The sequence below is a fragment of the Mesorhizobium hawassense genome (assembly GCF_003289945.1).
In the GTDB taxonomy this organism is placed as follows: Bacteria; Pseudomonadota; Alphaproteobacteria; order Rhizobiales; family Rhizobiaceae; genus Mesorhizobium; species Mesorhizobium hawassense.
In genome coordinates this window covers 169,250-188,204 of record NZ_QMBP01000005.1, presented here as the reverse complement: position 1 = coordinate 188,204, position 18,955 = coordinate 169,250, and the positions used below count along the sequence as shown (strand labels likewise).

The following is an 18,955-nucleotide window of genomic DNA, read 5'->3' as shown; positions in this document are numbered from 1 at the left end:
GTTCAGCCGAACAGAGGCTGGATCAGCCTGCCGAAAAGGCCGCGCAGCTTCGTCTGGCCCTCGACCGCGGCGATGCAGATGCATTCCCCATCGTCGTCAACGATCGGCTGGTGCTGGACGTCGTCATCGGCCTCGTCCAGGTCGCCGGGGCCGTAGCGGCCGCGCGCATCGGAGAACGCTCCTTTGAGCACATGCGTGTATTCCGAGCCCACATGGGTGTGTTCCGGCAGCCTGCGCCCGGCGGCGACCTTCAAGAGCATGACATTTGCATCAACGTCACCCGCCAGCGTAACGCGGCTCCAGCGCACTCCCGGTCCGATCCAGCGCCATGGCCCGATGCCGCAGCCTTCCAGCGCCTCGGGCAAGCGGATGCCGACATCGGCGCGCGCCAGCCGGGGCGCTGGCGCCGTCTTGCGCCGGCCCGAACTATCGGCCTCGATCATCGCCATGGCGCGATCGAGCGCCCCCGTTTCCATTTCCTCGGGCTCGATCTCCTGCAGAAGCGAACCGCCAAAGGCCTCGAACTCGCCGATCCGCCCGGCGCAGACGGGACAGCCACCGGCATGGACAGCGACAACGATGCGCGGTCCGGGCTCCAGGGTGCCACTAGCGTGGCGGAACAGCGTCTCATCGCTCGGATGATGCTTGATCATTTGAGGTCGTCCAGGATTTGGCGCAGCCGGCCAAGCGCCAGCCTCAAGCGCGACTTTACAGTGCCGAGCGGAATACCAAGTTCGCCGGCTATCTCCGATTGGGTTTTGTCGCCAAAGAAGAACAGCCGCAGGGCATCGGCCTGCTCGTCCGCCAGGCGACTGATTGCGTTGCGCACGCGCTCGTCGCGCTCGGCGGTCATCACCGCCGCCTCACCGGAGGCCGGACCTTCCGGTTCGTCCGAAGGATCGAAGGCGGTGGCAATCGCCGCAGGACGACCTTCCTTGCGCAGCCGGTCGATTCGCGCGTTGCGGGCGATGGTGAAAATCCAGGTCGATGCGCCGGCGCGGGATGGATCAAAATACGAAGCCTTCTTCCAGACCAGCAGCATGGTCTCTTGCGCGACATCCTCAGCGGCCGATGCACTCATCCCATACCGCCGCATGAAGGACTTGAGGCGCGGTGCATAGAAGCCGAACAGCGCGGCAAAGGCCGCCCTGTCGCGCTCGGCCGCGACCGCAACCAGCAACCGGCCAGCTTCATCTGCCGAAAGAAGGGCTTCGTCCTTGCGCATGGTTACCACCAGTCCGATCGTCGCGAGATCGAAGACGGGTAAGACCCTGTCGGCAGTCGTGAAACCATGTCCCGATGCATTCATGCGCCCTGTTACGCGCCGCGGCCGATTTCGGATCACCAAGCCGCGCAAATATTGTCCGACCGGTGATCCACAATCCCCACAGCTGCGTAAAAGTTCAAGTTAGGGGAGAAGACAGCCCCTTCCATAGCAGGCTGGAGGGTGCGGATGACAATCAGGAGCATGTGTAGCAACCCCGACATGGCGATGGACATCGCCGTTGTCGGCAGCGGTATTTCCGGCTTGTCCTCGGCGTGGCTGCTTTCGAAGCGCCACAGGGTCTCGCTTTTCGAGGCGGAACAACGTCTCGGCGGCCACAGCAACACAATCGATGCCGGCGGCACGCAGGTCGATACCGGCTTCATCGTCTACAACGAGGCCACTTACCCCAATTTGACGGCGCTGTTTGAGCATCTCGGCGTGCGCACCAGAGCCTCCGACATGTCCTTCGCGGTCTCTCTCGACGGCGGGCGGCTGGAATATTCCGGCACCGGCCTCGGCGGGCTGCTTGCGCAGCCGGCGAACGTCGGGCGTCTGCGGTTCTGGCAAATGCTGAAGGAGTTGCTGCGCTTTTATCGCGAAGCGCCTTACGATATCGCGCGCATTGGCGAGATCAGCCTTGCAGAATATCTCGATGCCAAAGGCTATGGCGCGGCGTTCCGCGAAGATCATCTTTACCCTATGGCGGCGGCAATCTGGTCGACGCCGGCGCTAGAGGTCGGCAGTTATCCGGCGGCAGCCTTCATTCGGTTCTGTGAAAATCACGGCCTGTTGAAACTCGCCGGCCGGCCGATTTGGCGCACGGTCGACGGAGGCAGCCGCAAATATGTCGAGCGGCTGGCAAATAGTGTCAGCAATCGCGCCATTCCGGGCCGCGGCGTGCGTTCGATCGCCCGACGCGGCGGATCGGCCTGGCTTACCGACATTGAAGGCACCGAGCACCGCTTCGACCATGTCGTGGTCGCCACGCATGCCGACCAGGCGCTCCGCATGCTTGCCGACCCCAGCCACGACGAAACCCATCTGCTCGGCAGTTTCGGCTACAGCCGCAATGAGGCGGTGCTGCATTCCGACCCGCGCCTGATGCCGCGCAGAAGGCGCGCCTGGTCGAGCTGGAATTATCTAACCGAGACGCAAGGTGAAACCCGCAAGCTCTCCATCACGTATTGGATGAACAGGCTGCAGTCGTTGCCAGACGACCGGGAGCTGTTCGTCACCCTCAATCCCGCTGTAGAACCCAAGGAAAGCTCGGTGCTGCATCGTCAAGTCTACGAACACCCGGCATTCGATGCCGTGGCGATGCGCTCGCAGAAGCAACTCTGGTCGCTTCAGGGCAGCAGGAATACGTGGTTTTGCGGCGCCTATTTCGGCGCCGGCTTCCACGAAGACGGCCTGCAGGCGGGGCTCGCGGTCGCCGAGGCACTGGGCGGCGTGAGACGCCCGTGGAATGTGCCGAATGAATCGGGCCGGATCCATCTCTCCGCTATGCGGCAACATCTGGCGGCGGCGTGATGTTGGCGCGGCGGTCAGCACTCTATGCCGGCAAAGTCGTGCACCAGCGGCTGAAACCGCGTCGGCACCGGCTGTCCTATCGCATGTTCTTCCTCCTGCTCGATCTCGACGAGATCGATGGCTTGACCCAATGCCTTCGCTTGCTCTCGCGCAACCGGTTCGGCCTTTTCAGCTTCGTCGACAAAGATCACGGCGATGGGGCAGATGGATCGCTGAAGGCCTACGTCGAACGCCAACTAGAGATGAGTGGTATCGAGACCGGCGGCTCAATCCAGTTGCTTTCGATGCCGCGGATGCTCGGCTACGCGTTCAATCCGCTCAGCATCTATTTCTGCCATGACCGGCAAGGTGCCCTTGCAGCGATCCTCTACGAGGTCAACAACACCTTCGGCCAGCGCCACAGCTACCTCATACCGGTCAGCGATGGTGGTGACGAGGGTATCGTCAGGCAGCATTGCGCCAAGCGGTTTTACGTCTCGCCTTTCATCGCCATGGGAATGGGTTATCGCTTCCGGATCGGACTGCCCGCCGAAGGCGTCGCTGTCCACATCACCGGCAGCGACGCCGATGGGCCGCTGATCGTCGCCGGTTTCTCAGGCAAGCGGCGCGAGCTGACGGATGCGGCGCTGATAAGCGCCTTCTTCGCTTATCCACTGCTGACGCTGAAAGTGATCGCCGGCATTCATTGGGAAGCTCTGCTGCTGTGGGCGAAGGGCATGCGGCTTTACGAGCGGCCTGCCCCGCCTCATCGCCCCGTTACCCAAGTCGCCATGCACAAACCGTCACGGAGGAAGATCGAGTCGGATGTCACTGGATAGTGAAAGCAGGACGAAAACCGATCTTTGGCCAGGTCTCTTCGTCGGTCGGCTCTTGAAGCGACTGCTCGGCTGCCTCAAGGCAGGCGGGATCACAGTTCGCACCCCGAGCGGCGCGATAGTTGAACACCAGACCGGCATGCCCGGTCCTGAGGCGACGGTGGCGCTCTATCGCTGGCGGGCAGTGCGCCGCCTGCTGGCGGGCGGGGACATCGCCTTTGCCGAGGCGTATATGGATGGCGACTGGTCAAGCCCTGACCTCCCGGCCTTGCTCGAACTCGCCGCCGTGAACATTGCCGAAATCGAGCAGGCAATCTCAGGGCTGCTTCCGATCCGGCTGTTCAACCGGCTACGCCATTTGTTGCGCGCCAACAGCCGCCAAGGCAGCCGGCGCAACATCGCCTTTCACTACGACCTCGGAAACGACTTCTACCGGCAATGGCTCGATCCGAGCATGACCTATTCATCGGCACTCTACCGGGGCGACTGCGAGACGCTGGAGCAGGCACAGGAAAACAAGCTCGAGCTCATCGCGGAACTTCTGTCCCCGCCCCCAAACGCCGATATTGTCGAGATTGGTTGCGGATGGGGAGCCTTGGCAATGCGGCTCGCCAGGACCGGCGCGAAAGTCAAAGGCATCACACTTTCAACCGAGCAACTGGACCATGCCAGGCAAGTGGCCGAGCGTAGCGATGTCCGCGACCGGTTACGGCTCGAACTCGAGGACTACCGCGACTGCCAGGGCTCGTTCGACCGCATCGTCTCGATCGAAATGCTGGAGGCGGTAGGCGAGTTGTATTGGCCAACCTATTTCAACAAGCTCCGGCAGTTGCTTAAAGCCGATGGTAAAGCCGTGCTGCAGGTCATAACCATCGACGAGAGCCGATTCGAACGCTACCGCGGGAACCCGGACTTCATCCAACGCCATATCTTTCCAGGCGGGATGCTGCCCACCAAGGCTCTGATCGCCTCGCACGCGCAAAATGCCGGCCTCAAGCTGGTGTCATCCGATTTCTTCGGGCAGAGCTATGCGCGCACGCTCGCCGAATGGCGCAAGCGCTTCCGCCAGAGTTCGGCGGCAGTGCAGGCGATGGGCTTCGACCAGCGCTTCCGTCGCCTCTGGGATTATTATCTGGCCTACTGCGAGGCAGGCTTCAGGGGCGGAAGCATCGATGTGGGTCTCTTCGTATTCGAACCTGACCCGGCCTGATCGGCAACGACGAAGCGACTCCTACTACATCGTGAAATTGAAGCGGTAGGTGGTCGAGACGCCGAACATCCACTGGTTGCGATCGCCTCGCTCCTTGACCAGGCTGGAATCGGCTGCCGGCCCCATCAGGCGCGAATATTCGGTGAAGACGCTCGCCGTCATCGGTTCGGTCACCTTCCAGGTGATGGCGCCGCCAAGGCCGGTCGACTTCACGCCGCCGCCTGGATGGTATTCGCTGAGCCCCGATGCCGCCGCCTCGGTGGCGTTGACGCCGTAATAGGCATCGAAATAGCCGGACGAGGCGAAGGACACGCGCGGCCCGCCCGAGATGCGCACCGTCGGCGTGATGTCGTAAAAAGCGTCCGCCGTTATGTCGGCGACGAAGCCGTTATGGGAGCGGATGCCATGCCGCAGCTCGGCGCGGGCGCGCAGCCAGTCCAGCGGATAGAACTCGAAGAAGCCGCCCACCTCACCGCCGAAGCGCACCGGGTCGAGGCCCTGGAGCTCGTCCTTGCTGGTGCGATGGAACAGGAACTTGCCGGTCAGACCGGCGCGCACCGAGCCGTCGTCGATCAGCGCCAGCGAGATGTTGTCGTTGCGCGAGGTGAAGCGCGCCTCCGGTCCGGCCTTGCCCAGCAAGATGATCGGCTGGGCGCTGAACATATATTTCTTGCCGCCCTCGAAGTTCGGCGCGACCAGGCCGGTGGCGCCGAGCGTCAGGTACCAGTCGCCGGATATCCAGCTGCCGCCTTGGCCCGCCTGGGCGACAGGGGCGACGAACAGGCCGATGGCGACGGCCAGCGGAATCTTCCCGACAATACGCATCATCACCCCTTACGCGAAACGCGCCGGCAACACCACCTGCCGACGCTCAAGCCATGCCGTGCGTTCGGTAAAATTTGACTTAAAATCGGTGACATCGAACCCGGCGAACGGACTAACCGACACGCCGATTGCGGGGCGACGCCTCGATCAGGTCGCAAGCCGTTTCCAGTCCGCCGGTGAGCGGCGTCGACGCGCCATAGGCTAGAGCCGCCTTGTGCCATTGGGCCCGGATCCCCGGGTCACAGGCTTTCAGGATTGCCTGCCGCCAGATTTCGGGATCGTCGCGATTGGCCACAACCAGCCCCGCCCCGCTGACTTCGACATATTTTGCATACCCGCAAGCGTCCGAGGCAATGACGGGCAGGCCGTTTGCGAGCGCCTCGAGAATCACCGTGCCCGTATTTTCCAGGCGAGCCGGGTGCAGCATGAAGTCACTCGCGACCACGATCGCCGGAATGTCCTCCTGGATGCCCAGAAGCGTGACCCGATCCGACATGCCGGATCGGGCAATCAGGCCGCGAAGCCGGGTTTCCTCCTCGCTGTTTTTTCGGAGCCCGGCGATCAGCCAATGGATGTTCGGGAACGGCTCAAGAGCCTTTACGGCCCGGTCGAGACCTTTCACCTTCATTCTGTTGGCGATGCTCAAGGCGATGACGGCTTCGCGGGGAAGCCCAAAACGATCGCGGATCTCATTGCGGTCGCCGGTCAGCAGTTCCGGCCTGCAGCGCTTCGGATCGAGCGTCGGTCCTATGACATGAATGCGGGTTTCCTCAGTTCGCCAGAAATCGCGGTAAAGCGCTGCCTGGTGCTCACTGAGCGCAATGATCTGCACCGCGTTGCCAGGGGCAAAGATCATCGATTCCAGCTTTTGCTGGCGCATGAAACGTGGCGAAAACGGCCGCCACCACCCAAGTTTCGAGACAAAATAAGGCGGGTCACCGGCATAGTAGATGTCCAGACCCGCCATCTTGTTGAAACCGACCACGCAGTCGAAGTCCCGTCTGGCCGCGAGCACGGTCCTTCCCAAGGCATATTCGGTGCCAGGATTGGAGATGACCCGTGCCGGACAGACCTTTATCGTCGCCGAACTCTCGACGTGGCCGATCTGACGGGTCGTCAGGATCGTCACGCCATGACCGCGCTTGACCAAGCGGTCGCTGATGTTAAGACAATCCCTTTGGAGGCCTCCGTTCATAAACAGGGCAGAGATTGCACAGCAGATTCTCATCGCATGTTCCGGAGCGCCATTTTGCCCAAGTCCGATCGAGCGGAGAGTCTCCGGGCGCGCCGCAGACTTCTTCATTCAAACAAACAAAGCAGGGCGCTTAGTGTTAGTCGTGTTGAAAACACGAATATGCCGTATATAGCCGGTTATCAAGACTTGGATGCTGCCGCATTCGAGCTTTTCCTGAAGAGCCAGCCGGGAGCGCGCTCATGAAGATTCCGAGGGTCGACCGCGGCAGCCAGACCGAATTTGACTGAAAGCAGCCCCACCCGTGCCTAAGGCCCTGCGCGAATACAAGTTGCGGCAATGGCTGAGACTGCAACCATTGATACATGCCATCAAGACTGCCCGTTATCGGAAAATCGACCGGAGGTTTGTGTGTCAGCCGGCCAAGGACGGCGCCATTTCAGATATCCGCGATGCCACCCGAGGGCGCAATGTCCTGCTTACAATTGCCTTCGGCGATGCCCAGTGCCTGGATCTGCAGTTGCGGCTGACGAGAGGGCTTGTTCGCCACGATCTCCACATCGTGGCCGACAACAGCGCCAGCGAAGCTTCCGCGCGCGAGAACAGGCAGGTATGCATTGCCCGAGGCGCTGCCTATGTCAGGTTGCCGGCCAATCCTTGGACCGTGAAGAACCCGAGCCGGTCCCACGGCGCGGCGCTGAATTGGATGTGGCATAACGTTCTCAAACCCGCCGCGCCGACCGCGTTCGGGTTTCTGGACCAAGATCTTTTCCCGACGCAGCCATGCGACCCCTTCGAACCGCTCGCGCGCGCGGCGTTCCACGGCGATCTGCGCTGGGCAGGGTCGCAGTGGTACCTGTGGGCCGGCTACTGCTTCTTTCGATTCGACGCCGTTAGCCGCAAGCCTCTCGATTTCGGACTCGACTGGTTCGCCGGCCTCGATACCGGCGGTGCCAACTGGCAGGTGCTCTATCGGGATGTGGACCCGAATGCCGTGCCGCAACGGCCGATAACCGCATTCGCGGCCTTGCCCGGGATTGAACTCAAGCAGGCCTATTGCGAATGGCGGGGCAGCTGGCTTCACGAAGTCGGCCTCGACGGCGACCTCTCGTTGAAGGCGAAGAAGCGCGAAGCGGTTTTGCGCTTGCTCGAGCCCGTGCTTCACGTCTCGCAGACGTCGGCGCGACAAAGCGATTGGCGGTCGACACGATGACGGAACCGGCCACCGATGCCATCACGCCCCGACGACCCAGGGAAGCACAATTGCCGACGGTAAGTGTGGTCATTCCGGTGAGAGACGGCGCGCCGTATCTCGGCGAAGCCCTTCAAAGCATTCTGCACCAGGATCTGGCGGACATCGAAGTCATCGTCGTCGACGACGGATCTTGCGACGACAGCGCCGCGATCGCAACATCGATCAGCGACTGCGATAGCCGCGTCAAAGTTGTCGCCAATCGCGGCAAAGGGATCGTCGATGCGCTCAATATGGGGATTTCGCTCGCGCGGGCGCCCCTTGTGGCGCGGATGGATTGCGACGATGTCTCGCTGCCCGACAGGTTGCGCCTGCAGGCAGCGTGTTTCGAGGCGGATCCCGACCTGCAGTTGCTTGGAACCGCGGGATTGCAAATCGACCGCAATGGAAAGCCGTTGAAACCGATGGACGTTCCCATCGGCCGCGAGCAGTTGCGGGACGCGCTTGCCAGATACAATCCCATGCTTCATCCGACGGTTATGTTCCGGACCGAGGCGGTCCGACAGGTGGGAGGCTACCGCAGCGCGTTCACCTATGCCGAGGACTACGATCTGTGGCTGCGGCTTTCCGAGACAGGAAAACTGGCCAATATGGATGCGCGGCTGGTGAAATTGCGCTCGCATCCCGGACAGATCTCGCGCGTGAAGGAGGACCAGCAGAAAGCGGCCGCGGCGCTGGCCAGGCAGTCGGCGCTGTTGCGCCGCTCCCGCGCCGAGCCGTTCGACGCAAGCAGCCAACCCGCTGAAGCCATCGGAGCCTTTCTGGCATGGCGCGCCGCCACGGGCGTCGGCATCTCCAGTCTGGAAAGACGCGACATCGAGCTGCTGTTGCGAACCGCGGGCATACCCTTGGCCACCACGTGCAAGCTGCTGTTCCTCGCGACCGTCGGCGCCCCCTCCTTCAGGACGCTGGCGCTCGGACCTCGACTGGCCTGGCGCAGGATGACCGCGCGTCCTGCAAAAATGCGGCGGAACTGATGCGGCTTGTCGTCGACCTCACGAGCATGGCGCGCTGGCTCGGCCCTCCGGTCGGTCTGGTCCGGGTGCAACGCCGCTACACAGCGGCGGCGGCCGTGTTCAAGACTTCCGAGGTCGCGTTCACGGTGTTCGACCCGATCGACCGGGTCCTCAGGCAGGTCTCGCCGCAAATAGCGGCGGAAATCATCGCCGGAGACATCTCATGCGACATGCATTTTTATCCGGATCCCGCCCGCATCAAGGTGCGGTTCTACGACCACTGGCCGAACTGGGCGCGGCAGTTGCTGATGGTGATCATAAAACCGCGCCGCATCCTGATAACGGAAATCGGCGCGTTCACCCGGCACAATCCCGACAGCAGTCTTCTTGCTTTGCTCGAGCGGATAGAAAACCGGCTGATGAAGCCAAACGAGCGGCGGCTGGTCGCTCGCGATGACGGCTCCCGCGTCCGGGTCGTGCCGCTGCGGACGGTGGCCGGAAACGAATACAAGCCGGCGTCCGGCGACCATCTGCTCTTGATGAACAATGACTGGTCGCACACCGATATAGAGGTCATTTCGCGCGAGTGCCGCTTGGAAGGCGCAAAGCTGATCGTGCTGCTGAACGACATCATCCCGATCCAGTTTCCCGACTGGTACAAGCCGCATGACGTCAAGCGATTCACGGATTATGTGGTGCTGGCGATCAGGCTGGCGGACCGGTTCATCCTGACGTCGAAGCGGGTCACCGCCGATGTCGAGGAGTATGCCGCCGAGCTTGGCAGCCACCTGCCGGAGCTGGAACATATCCCGCTCGGTTGCGACACCGTCCGCAAATCCAAGGCGAGCGCCAGTCTTCCGGACGGTCTCGAGACGGGTCGCTACATCCTGTTCGTTTCCACGATCGAACCGCGCAAGAATCATTCGCTGCTTATGGATGTCTGGCGGCGCCTCGTTCTGGACGGGACCGTCACGCATAGCGGCATCAAGCTGGTTTTCGTCGGACGCGGCGGCTGGCTGGTCGAAGGCATCCTGGCCAAGCTCCACAGCCATCCCGACTATGGCAAGAGCCTCATCCATCTCGACAACGTCGATGACGCGACGCTGTCCATCCTCTACCGGAACAATGCGTTCTGCGTGTATCCGTCCCTCTATGAGGGATACGGGCTGCCGCCCGTCGAGGCGCTGGCCTACGGAAAGGCCCTGATCGCCTCGACGGGCGGGGCCATCGCCGAAGTGGTCGGTCCGTACGGGCTCTGCCTCGATCCGTTGGACGTCGACGGGTGGGAAAACGCGATGCGACAGTGGATCACCTCGCCGGAGGTTCGCTCTTCGTGGGAGGCGAAGGCCGGCGAATTCATTGCGAGAAGCTGGGAGCAGGCTGGCCGCGAGACGCTGGAGGCGGTGCTTGCGCCGTTCCCGGACGAAGCATAACCCAACCAACAGCCAGGCAACGTCCGGCGTCTCGCCCCCGCTCGCTGGACGCACGGGGTCATCAGCATTACCCTGCCTTTCACCCGCAAGCGGCGCGGCGATATTCGAGGGAGAACATCATGACCTTGCAAGGTGACGCCCTGAAAGACGCAATCGGCCGGACGCGGGACAAATGGGGATGGTTCGTGGCGCTCGGCGTGCTGCTGCTGATCTTTGGCGGCATCGCCTTCGGCAATCTGTTCATCGCCACGGTGGCCTCGGTCTATGTGGTCGGCTGGCTGATGCTGATGGCCGGCGCCATCGAGATCATCCATGCGTTCGGCGTCAAGACATGGGGGCGGTTCTTCTACTGGTTGCTGAGCGGCCTGCTCTACGCGGTCGCCGGCTTCTTTGCCTTCGACAACCCGCTGCTTGCCTCGGCGGTGCTCACCTTGCTGCTGGCGATCGCGCTTGTCGCCTCGGGGCTGCTAAGGGCCTCGGTCGCCTTCAACCACCGGCCGGAGCAAGGCTGGGGATGGCTGCTCGCGGCCGGCATCATCTCAATTCTGCTTGGCCTGATCATCGCCATGCGCTGGCCGGTCAACAGCCTGTGGGTGCTCGGCATGTTCCTGGCCATCGACCTGGTCTTCCAGGGCTGGAGCCTCATCGCCATCGGGCTGGCGCTCAAGCGGTAGAAGCAACAAGCGATCAGAACGCGGCATCCAGTTGCGACAGCGGGCGCTCACGCCGGCCCGTGCCTTAGAGCGCATCGCTCCATATCGAGCGCCACCTCGATTAGTTGGTTCACGCCTGAGGTTTTTGGTTGGAGTCGCCTCGCGACCCACCGATAAGATCCACCAGGCGAGCTTTGTAGGTAAATTCTCCAACGTGCCCGATTTCCTCGTCGACAAGGGCATGGATCTCGCCATTGCAGAGCGAGGACCATCTTTTGCAGAAAGAGAGGTCCTCGGAAGCATAGCTGTTCTTCGTCGCGATCGGATCGAAGAAGCCGTATTGCGGCGGACCGGCCCCGTCGGGCCGCCATTGGCGAAGCTCCCCCGTGCCGGCCATCCGCTCGAGAACGCTGCGCTGGACGAGCGTCAGTCCCATGCCCACGCCGGCGACCTGGCAAATACCATTGAGAACGTGAAGCCTGGTTTGATCGCCGACGTCGACGACGAAGTCGTCGATCGAGGAAGAAGCCGGACGCCGCTTGGAGTAGACGCAGCCGATAACCGGCCGTGCCAGTTGCAGCATCCTAAACACCGTCTGCGGCCTGAATTCCATATCACTGTCAACGAACAGCAGGTGCGTGCGCTCAGGCTGCGACAAGGCAATCGAGGCCAGAAAATTGCGATTGGCCGCGACGTCGGCGCTGTCGCGATATCTGATCTCGAAAAGGACGCCCTTCGCCGCGAAGCTCGAGCACAAGGCAACCAGGCTGACGGCGCACTGCACTTTCATATTGCCGCCATGACAGGCAATCGCCACGAGGACATTCGTCATGAGCATCTCCCAACTTCCGCAGTAGAGCAGAATTGAGAGGAAGCCACAATTTCCGGGGCCACGGGCACCGCGCGAGCCACGCCGCGCGTGCATATGGTGACGGTTTTTGCCTGTTCTGGCCCACGATGAATTCGCGCGCGAAAGATCAGAACGCGATCTCGGCGTCCAGTTCGGACAGCGGGCGCACGCCCGCCAGCAACGCCCTCGCCTCGGCTTCGTCCTGCTTCATCCGCGCCACCAGCGCGTCGAGGCCGTCGAATTTGAGCTCCGGGCGCAGGAAGCCGAAGAACGACACCTCGCAGGTCTCGCAATAGAGATCGCCGGAAAAATCGAAGACGTAAGTTTCGAGCAGCGGCGCGCCATTGTCGTCGACGGTCGGGCGGCGGCCGAAGCTGGCGACGCCGTCATGGAGCGTGCCGTCGGCGCGACGGAAGCGGACGGCATAGATGCCTTCCCTCAAGGCGGCTTCCGGCGAAAGCCGCATATTGGCGGTCGGGAAGCCGAGGGTGCGGCCAAGCTGCTGGCCGCCGATCACCTCGGCCTCGACGGTGAAGCGATAGCCGAGCAGGCCGGCGGCCTCCTCCACCTTGCCCTCGGCAAGCAGTTCGCGGATGCGGCTCGACGAGACCACCTCGGCGCCCTCGTCGCGGAAGGCGTCGACCAGCGTCACGCCGAAGCCGTGCCGTTCTCCCGCCGCCATCAGAAAGGCCGGCCCGCCCTGGCGGTCCTTACCGAAGTGAAAGTCGAAGCCGGTGACGGCGTGGCGGATGCCGAGATTCTTTTCCAGCACATCCGTCACGAACGCCTCGGCCGAGAGCGAGGCAAAATCGCGCGTGAACGGCTGCTCGATCAAGGCGGCAAAACCAAGCCCGGCGAGCAGCCGCGCCTTCATCGGCGGCGGTGTCAGAACGAAGAGCGGCACCTGCGGCCGGAACACCTTGCGCGGGTGCGGCTCGAAGGTGAGCACCAAGGCGGGCGCGCCGTTGCGGCGGGCTTCGGCCAGCGCGCGCTCCAGCACGGACTGGTGGCCGCGATGGACGCCGTCGAAATTGCCGATCGCCACGACGCCGCCGCGCAGAGGCTCGGGCAGTGGCGCGACGGCGGAAAGACGTTCGAAGGCTTGCGTCATGTCGAGATGCCCGTCATGGCCGGACCATCAACCTATTGCAGACGCGCAATGACGGCCACCGGCCGGTAGCCATGCTTTTCGAGGAAGCCCGCCAGTCTCTCGGGATCGGGCCGCAGCGGATCGCCATAGTCGCGGGCATGGATACCGCCCGAGACGTAGAGCACGTCAAAACCGTTGTCGGCCGCGCCCTTGACATCGGTCATCATGCCATCGCCGATGGCCAGAACCTCATTGCGCTCGACGGCGCGACCGAGCAGGCTGGCGACCTCCTTCATGGCGACATCGTAAATCGGCGCGAAAGGCTTGCCGGCAATCAGCGTGCGGCCGCCCAGTTGTGCGTAATCCCGTGCGAGCGCGCCGGCGCACCAGATGGTGCGTTCGCCGCGCTCCACCAGTATGTCCGGGTTGGCGCAAACGAACGGCAGATCGCGGGCGCGCAACCGCTGCAGCAAATCGGCATAGTCTGCGGGCTTTTCCACCTCGTCGTCATAGAGCCCCGTGCAGACGAGGCCCGAGGCCTCGAATTCCTCGACGAGATCGACGTCGAGCCCGTCATAGAGGGTGAAATCGCGCTCGGGGCCGATGTGGAAAATCTTCCTCGGTCCCTCGGCGATCAGGTCACGCGTCACGTCGCCGGACGTAACGACCCGGTCGAAGGCATCGGCGGGTACGCCGATGACCTTCATCTGGGCGACGACGTCGGCGCTGCGACGCGGCGAATTGGTGATCAGCACGACGGGCACATTGGCCGCGCGCGCCCTTGCAAGCGCGGCGGCAGCGGCCGGGAAATGCCATTCGCCATTGTGCACGACGCCCCACACGTCGCACAGGATGGCCGCGTAGCGCCCCGCCAGATCGTCGAGCGAAGCGATGATGTCAGGCGAATCCGCCATGCCGTTTCCCTGATTTTGATCTTGAATGCGTCGCGCTGAAGGCCGCCGCGGTCGGCCCCGCATAGCCGAAGCGCCTCATCCTGTCACCAGCTTTCCCGAGCGGCCTTCCCCGCCAGGCGCGGACAGGCGACGGGGATCGGCGATGGCCCAGGACTGTTGGTTTGGGCGCACAGGGTTAATGCCTCGTCAAAGGGCTGCGCGATCTTGCTGCTTTCGAGAAGCCTAAAATTTAACGATTCATGACGAAGATGAGGCAGAAACTATAGGATCTTGGCGGGGGCTAAGGGCATTGATCCGCAAATTCCTACGCGACAGACAAGGCAATTATGCCTTGATGACGGCCATCACGATGATACCGCTGATGGGCGGCGTGGCGTTGGCGGTCGACTATACCGAGTTGGTGCGGGAGCGGCAGGAGACGTTGAACGCGCTCGATGCCGCCGGCATCGCGACGGCACAGCAGATCGTCGCTGGCGCCAGCGACGCCGATGCCAAGGCCTATGCCAAGACATTCTTCGAGGCCAATCTCAAGCACGTTCTTCCGGCCAACACGACGCTGACCGTCACCTTGCCTAACAACAATGCGGGCGGCGGCACGCTGGTTCTCGAGGCCGCCCTCAAGTACCAGCCCTACTTCCTGCCGGCCGCGGTCGCGCTGCTTGGCGGAACAGCCGGCCAGACGAACCTCAACTTCTCGGCCAGGTCCGAGATCCGGCTCAAGAACACGCTGGAAGTGTCGCTGGTGCTCGACAATTCGGGCTCGATGACAGAACTCGGTCACGGCTCGAACCAGGTGCGCTTCGACCTCTTGAAGAGCGCCGCCAAGCAGCTTGTCGATCAGCTGTCGGGGCAAGCGCAGCTGATGAAACAGATTTCCAACCCCGTTCAGTTCAGCCTTGTCCCCTTTGCCGCCTCGGTCAATATCGGCTCGGGCAACTCAACGGCGACATGGATGGATCAGGACGGCATCTCGCCCGTCCAGCACGAGAATTTCGACTGGACGACGATGACCCAGGCGAACTCGCCCTGGCCGCAGCGATACGTCGAAAAGGTCGGCAGCATCTGGTACGCGCGCGGAACGAGCTGGGATGCGACCCAGAAGGACAGGCCGCTGACGCGTTTCTCGCTCTACAAATGGATGCAGCGCATTTCCTCGTGCACCACCTCGAACGGCAACTGCTCGTCGAACATCGTCTATGCGCCGATCGCGAGTTGGAGCGGCTGCGTCGAGTCGCGTCCCTATCCGTACAACATCCAGGATACTGCAGCCTCGACCTCGACGCCGGCGACACTGTTCGTGCCGATGTTCGCGCCCGACGAAACCGACAACACGGATAGCAGTTCCCGGCCGGCAAACAACAACTGGCACCTCGACGTGACGTCCAGCAGCGACAACCCGACGCGCCAGAAATACATGCCGAAATATTTCAACTACGGCACCAAGGTCACGCCCGCCTACGGCTCGAATGCCGGGCCGAACACCAGCTGCAGCACGACCGCGATCACACCTCTGACCGATGTTTCGACCGCGGCTGGCGCCACCACCGTCAAAAACGCGATCGACGCCATGGTCGATGTCGGCGCCACCAATGTTCCGGAGGGCATGGCCTGGGGCTGGCGCACGCTTTCCAGCGGCGCGCCCTTCACCGAGGGCCGGTCGGAAACCCAAAAGGGCAACGATAAGGTGCTGATCGTGCTCACCGACGGCGCCAATACCTATTACACGCCGACATCGGTGACCGCGCAGAGCTATTCAGGCACGAACTGGAACCAAGGGGGCAACGACCTTTCCGGCAACAAGGCCATCTATTCCTCGCTGGGCTATCTTGCCTACGGCAACGGCGCCAGCAGCCAGTCGAAGCCGTTCGGAAGCACCTATACCTACGGCCGGCCGTTCCTCGGCACCAGCACCAGTGTCAGCAAGACCGATTATTCGAACGCCAACTACACCAAGGCGATGAGCGAGCATATGGCAACGCTGTGCGACAACGCGAAAGCCGCCAACGTCATCGTCATGACCATCGCGCTCGACCTCGACTCCACCAATACGGCCGAGGCGGCGCAGATGACAGCCTTGAAGACCTGCTCGTCGGACTCGCGCTTCCGAAAGGATCCGACCGATCCGACCAAGCCGGCGAAGCTGTTCTGGAATTCGACCGGCGCGACGCTGTCGGACGACTTCAAGGCGATCGGCAACGAACTGTCGAACCTGCGCATCGTCAGCTGAGCGGCACGACGAACGATCGGCGACGCCCGCCCTGAAGGCGGGCGTTTTTCATCGTGCGGCATGCCACCGCAATCGGTTTGGTTAGCGGTTGGTGAAGCCGCCGTTAAGCAATCGACCGGTTTGCCAAACCGGTCCTTCAGCGTTTTGTGGAAGTGTCGCCCGATAGAGAATCCGCCGGCGGGGGGCCGCTTCGAGAGCAATGCGCAAATTCTGGCATCAATTCTGTCGTGACCGCCGCGGCAACTACGCCCTCATGACCGCGATCGCCATGGTGCCGCTGATGGGAGCGGTGGCGATGGCCGTCGATTTCAGCGAGCTCAACCGTCAGAAGCAGATGGTGCTGAACGCGCTCGACGCGGCCAATTTCGCCGCGGCGCGGCGGCTTGCCGAAGGTGCCACGGACGACCAGATCAGGGCTTACGCGGCCGACTTCTTCAACGCCAACCTCAACAATATCGACCCCGCCAACGTGGGGCTCAACATCACGCTGCCCACCAACCAGGCTGGCGGCGGTCTGCTCACCATGAGCGCGACGCTGAACTATCATCCTTATTTCTATCCGTCGTCCGCGCTGCTGGTCGGCGCTTCGACGGTCGATGCGAACAAGTCGGTCAAGCTCGGCATGGACTCCCAGGTGCGGCTGAAGAACACGCTGGAAGTGGCAATGGTGCTCGACAATTCAGGCTCGATGACGACACCCGGCACCGGCTCGGGACAAAAGCGCATCGACTTGCTCAAGCAGGCCGCCAAGCAGCTTGTCGACACGCTGGCGCAGCAAGCGGCGCAGATCAAGCAGATCGACAAGCCGGTCCAGTTCAGCCTCGTGCCGTTCGCGGCCTCGGTCAATGTCGGGCCTGAGAACGACAACGCCTCCTGGATGGACGTCTATGGGCTGTCGCCGATCGCCAATGAGAATTTCGACTGGTCGACGCTGAATGCGCCTTCCAAATACGCGCAGAAGAGCAACGGTATCTGGTACAAGAAGGGTACCGGCTGGGGCGAGACGGAAAATCAAGTGCTGAGCCGTTTCTCGCTCTATCGCGACATGCAGGTGGTCACCAGCCACGAACGCATCGCCGGCAGTAAGCGGGTCGTGTGTGACGAATACCGCTCCGACAACACATGCAAGCGCAGCCACAACGAATACGACTACACCGATACTTATGGCCCATTCGCGAGCTGGCAGGGCTGCGTCGAGGTGCGGCCCTATCCCTTTAATGTCGACGACACGCCGGCTTCCGGCGGCCCGAACAACACCGGCATCGGCATTGGCGATCCCGCCACGATGTTCGTGCCGATGTTCGCGCCGGACGAGCCCGGCAACCAATGGTATGTCACGCAAGATCCTGACGAGCCGAAGCCGGTGACCTACGGCGCCGCCAACAGTTGGTGGAACGACGATCCGTCGAGCACCACAGGCAAAACCAGGCAGTCGAACATGGCCAAGTACTTCATGCCACGGCCGATCAATGCTCCCGTGCTGAGCTCAGGCGCCGGCCCCAATTACAGCTGCACGACGACGCCGATCACGCCGCTCACCGATGTCACCCAGACGGATGGGCTTGCGGCCGTCAAGGCGGCGATCGACCTGATGCAGCCCAACGGCAACACCAATGTGCCGGAAGGCATGGCCTGGGGCTGGCGCACCGTCTCGAGTGCCCCGCCTTTCACCGAAGGGCGGCCGGAAACCGAGCGCGGCAACGACAAGGTGGTCATCGTGCTGACCGATGGCGAGAACACCTATTCGACGGTCAGTTCGGACCCGGCCGGCAACAAGTCTACCTATGCCGCCTATGGCTATACCGGCGTCGGCTACAACGGCACCTCGGTCACCCGCCTGTTCGGCGGCACCTCGAATGCCATCGGCCAGTTCAACTATTCGTCGAGCAACTACACCGCGGCGATGAACGAGCAGATGGCGAAGCTGTGCGACAACGCCAAGGCGGCCAACGTCATGGTGATGACGGTGGCGCTCGACATGTCGTCGACCAGCACCAGCGACCAGAAGGCGATGGCCGCGCTAAAGGCCTGCTCTTCCGACTCCCGCTTCCGCAAGGACCCGACGGATCCCAGCAAACCGGCCAAGCTGTTCTGGAACGCTACCGGAGCGACGCTGTCGGACAATTTCAAGGAAATAGCGAACGAATTGTCGAACCTGCGGGTCGTCGGGTAGGCCCATAGACCGATGCTGGCGTACCAAGAAGTGAATAGGCAGGACCAGAGGCTGGTTTTTGGATAGTATCCTCTTTCCCTATCATCTGAGGATGCTGAGATGTTGGCCGACCTCGCGAAACTCATCGAGCAGGATCATTTAGCCGTAGATGCCTTCGTCAAAGGCGATCCCGAGCCTTTGAAAAGCCTCCATTCACAACGGGATGACGTCGTCATCGCCAATCCATTCGGCCCGCCGGCCAAAGGATGGAGGCAAGCCGCCGAAACGATGGACCGCGCCGCTACCAACTACCGGGACGGCGAGGTCATCGGCTTCGAGCGCATCTCCGAGTACGCCACGGCGGATCTGGGTTACATCATCGAGATCGAGCGGGTCCGATCCAAGGTCGGCGGCAGCGACAAGCTGGTGCCGATAGCGCTTCGAACCACGACTATTTTTCGACGCGAGGAAAACGCCTGGAAGATCGTCCTTCGTCATGCCGATCCTATAGTCTCGCCCCGCCCGGCGGCCTCGGTCGTCGCTGAGTAATTGTCAGCGCTGGCGCAAAGGCTCCCGCCTGCAAGCTCTT

Annotated in this window: 17 protein-coding genes; 10 read left to right on the top strand and 7 right to left on the bottom strand. The window is 62.4% G+C overall.

Annotated features, from left to right (window positions below; translation table 11 throughout):
- Positions 1-2: 2 nt before the first annotated feature.
- Together DPM33_RS13435 and DPM33_RS13430 are read right to left on the bottom strand one after the other, a co-directional pair.
- Positions 3-653, bottom strand: a complete 651-nt coding sequence (locus tag DPM33_RS13435; protein ID WP_112097916.1) for a ChrR family anti-sigma-E factor — start codon at positions 651-653, stop codon at positions 3-5.
- Positions 650-1,225 carry a sigma-70 family RNA polymerase sigma factor gene (locus DPM33_RS13430; protein WP_245442127.1) on the bottom strand — a complete coding sequence of 192 codons (576 nt, stop codon included), beginning with the start codon at positions 1,223-1,225 and terminating at the stop codon, positions 650-652. Before DPM33_RS13430 ends, DPM33_RS13435 begins: the two co-directional genes overlap by 4 nt.
- Positions 1,226-1,453: 228 nt before the next feature.
- On the opposite strand from DPM33_RS13430, the gene DPM33_RS13425 reads away from it, so the two are divergent.
- From DPM33_RS13425 to DPM33_RS13415, 3 genes are read left to right on the top strand one after another with little or no spacing between them, the layout of a single operon-like run.
- Positions 1,454-2,797, top strand: a complete 1,344-nt coding sequence (locus DPM33_RS13425; protein ID WP_245442126.1) for an NAD(P)/FAD-dependent oxidoreductase — start codon at positions 1,454-1,456, stop codon at positions 2,795-2,797.
- The gene (locus DPM33_RS13420) at positions 2,797-3,615 is read left to right on the top strand and encodes a DUF1365 domain-containing protein (protein ID WP_112097913.1); all 819 of its coding nucleotides are present in this window, start codon (positions 2,797-2,799) and stop codon (positions 3,613-3,615) included. The genes DPM33_RS13425 and DPM33_RS13420 overlap by 1 nt, the downstream gene beginning before the upstream one ends.
- A 52-nt stretch (positions 3,616-3,667) precedes the next feature.
- Positions 3,668-4,822, top strand: coding sequence for an SAM-dependent methyltransferase (locus tag DPM33_RS13415; RefSeq protein ID WP_245442125.1), 1,155 nt, complete (start codon positions 3,668-3,670; stop codon positions 4,820-4,822).
- A 24-nt stretch (positions 4,823-4,846) separates the two neighbouring features.
- On the opposite strand, the gene DPM33_RS13410 is transcribed toward DPM33_RS13415, so the two are convergent.
- Entirely contained in the window at positions 4,847-5,647 is an 801-nt protein-coding gene (locus tag DPM33_RS13410; protein WP_112098048.1) for a MipA/OmpV family protein, read from the bottom strand.
- Positions 5,648-5,759: 112 nt separating this feature from the next.
- A complete protein-coding gene (locus tag DPM33_RS13405) occupies positions 5,760-6,950 on the bottom strand; it encodes a glycosyltransferase family 4 protein (RefSeq protein WP_112097911.1) in 1,191 nt (396 codons plus the stop codon).
- 193 nt (positions 6,951-7,143) lie between these two features.
- Between DPM33_RS13405 and DPM33_RS36220 the strand changes: the two genes are divergently transcribed.
- The 4 genes from DPM33_RS36220 (at position 7,144) to DPM33_RS13390 (ending at position 11,154) form a co-directional block, all read left to right on the top strand.
- A complete protein-coding gene (locus tag DPM33_RS36220; protein WP_167449058.1) occupies positions 7,144-8,052 on the top strand; it encodes a hypothetical protein in 909 nt (302 codons plus the stop codon).
- A complete protein-coding gene (locus DPM33_RS13400; protein ID WP_167449057.1) occupies positions 8,034-9,068 on the top strand; it encodes a glycosyltransferase in 1,035 nt (344 codons plus the stop codon). Before DPM33_RS36220 ends, DPM33_RS13400 begins: the two co-directional genes overlap by 19 nt.
- Positions 9,068-10,480, top strand: coding sequence for a glycosyltransferase family 4 protein (locus tag DPM33_RS13395; RefSeq protein ID WP_167449056.1), 1,413 nt, complete (start codon positions 9,068-9,070; stop codon positions 10,478-10,480). The genes DPM33_RS13400 and DPM33_RS13395 overlap by 1 nt, the downstream gene beginning before the upstream one ends.
- 119 nt (positions 10,481-10,599) lie before the next feature.
- Complete coding sequence (locus DPM33_RS13390; protein WP_112097908.1) at positions 10,600-11,154, top strand: HdeD family acid-resistance protein; 555 nt, start codon at positions 10,600-10,602, stop codon at positions 11,152-11,154.
- A gap of 109 nt (positions 11,155-11,263) precedes the next feature.
- Here DPM33_RS13390 and DPM33_RS13385 read toward each other — a convergent pair whose 3' ends face one another.
- From DPM33_RS13385 to DPM33_RS13375, 3 genes are all read right to left on the bottom strand, one after another.
- Entirely contained in the window at positions 11,264-11,965 is a 702-nt protein-coding gene (locus DPM33_RS13385) for a hypothetical protein (protein WP_146770244.1), read from the bottom strand.
- 145 nt (positions 11,966-12,110) lie between these two features.
- The gene (locus tag DPM33_RS13380; RefSeq protein WP_112097906.1) at positions 12,111-13,094 is read right to left on the bottom strand and encodes a bifunctional riboflavin kinase/FAD synthetase; all 984 of its coding nucleotides are present in this window, start codon (positions 13,092-13,094) and stop codon (positions 12,111-12,113) included.
- Positions 13,095-13,126: 32 nt separating this feature from the next.
- A complete protein-coding gene (locus tag DPM33_RS13375) occupies positions 13,127-13,987 on the bottom strand; it encodes a TIGR01459 family HAD-type hydrolase (protein WP_112097905.1) in 861 nt (286 codons plus the stop codon).
- Positions 13,988-14,321: 334 nt separating this feature from the next.
- Between DPM33_RS13375 and DPM33_RS13370 the strand changes: the two genes are divergently transcribed.
- The 3 genes from DPM33_RS13370 (at position 14,322) to DPM33_RS13360 (ending at position 18,915) form a co-directional block, all read left to right on the top strand.
- Positions 14,322-16,214 (top strand): pilus assembly protein TadG-related protein, encoded by a 1,893-nt coding sequence (locus DPM33_RS13370; RefSeq protein WP_167449055.1) that lies wholly within the window; start codon positions 14,322-14,324, stop codon positions 16,212-16,214.
- A 199-nt stretch (positions 16,215-16,413) separates the two neighbouring features.
- Positions 16,414-18,387, top strand: coding sequence for a TadE/TadG family type IV pilus assembly protein (locus tag DPM33_RS13365; protein ID WP_167449054.1), 1,974 nt, complete (start codon positions 16,414-16,416; stop codon positions 18,385-18,387).
- 99 nt (positions 18,388-18,486) lie between these two features.
- On the top strand, positions 18,487-18,915 hold the full coding sequence (locus tag DPM33_RS13360; RefSeq protein WP_112097903.1) for a YybH family protein: 429 nt from the start codon (positions 18,487-18,489) through the stop codon (positions 18,913-18,915).
- Positions 18,916-18,955 lie beyond the last annotated feature (40 nt).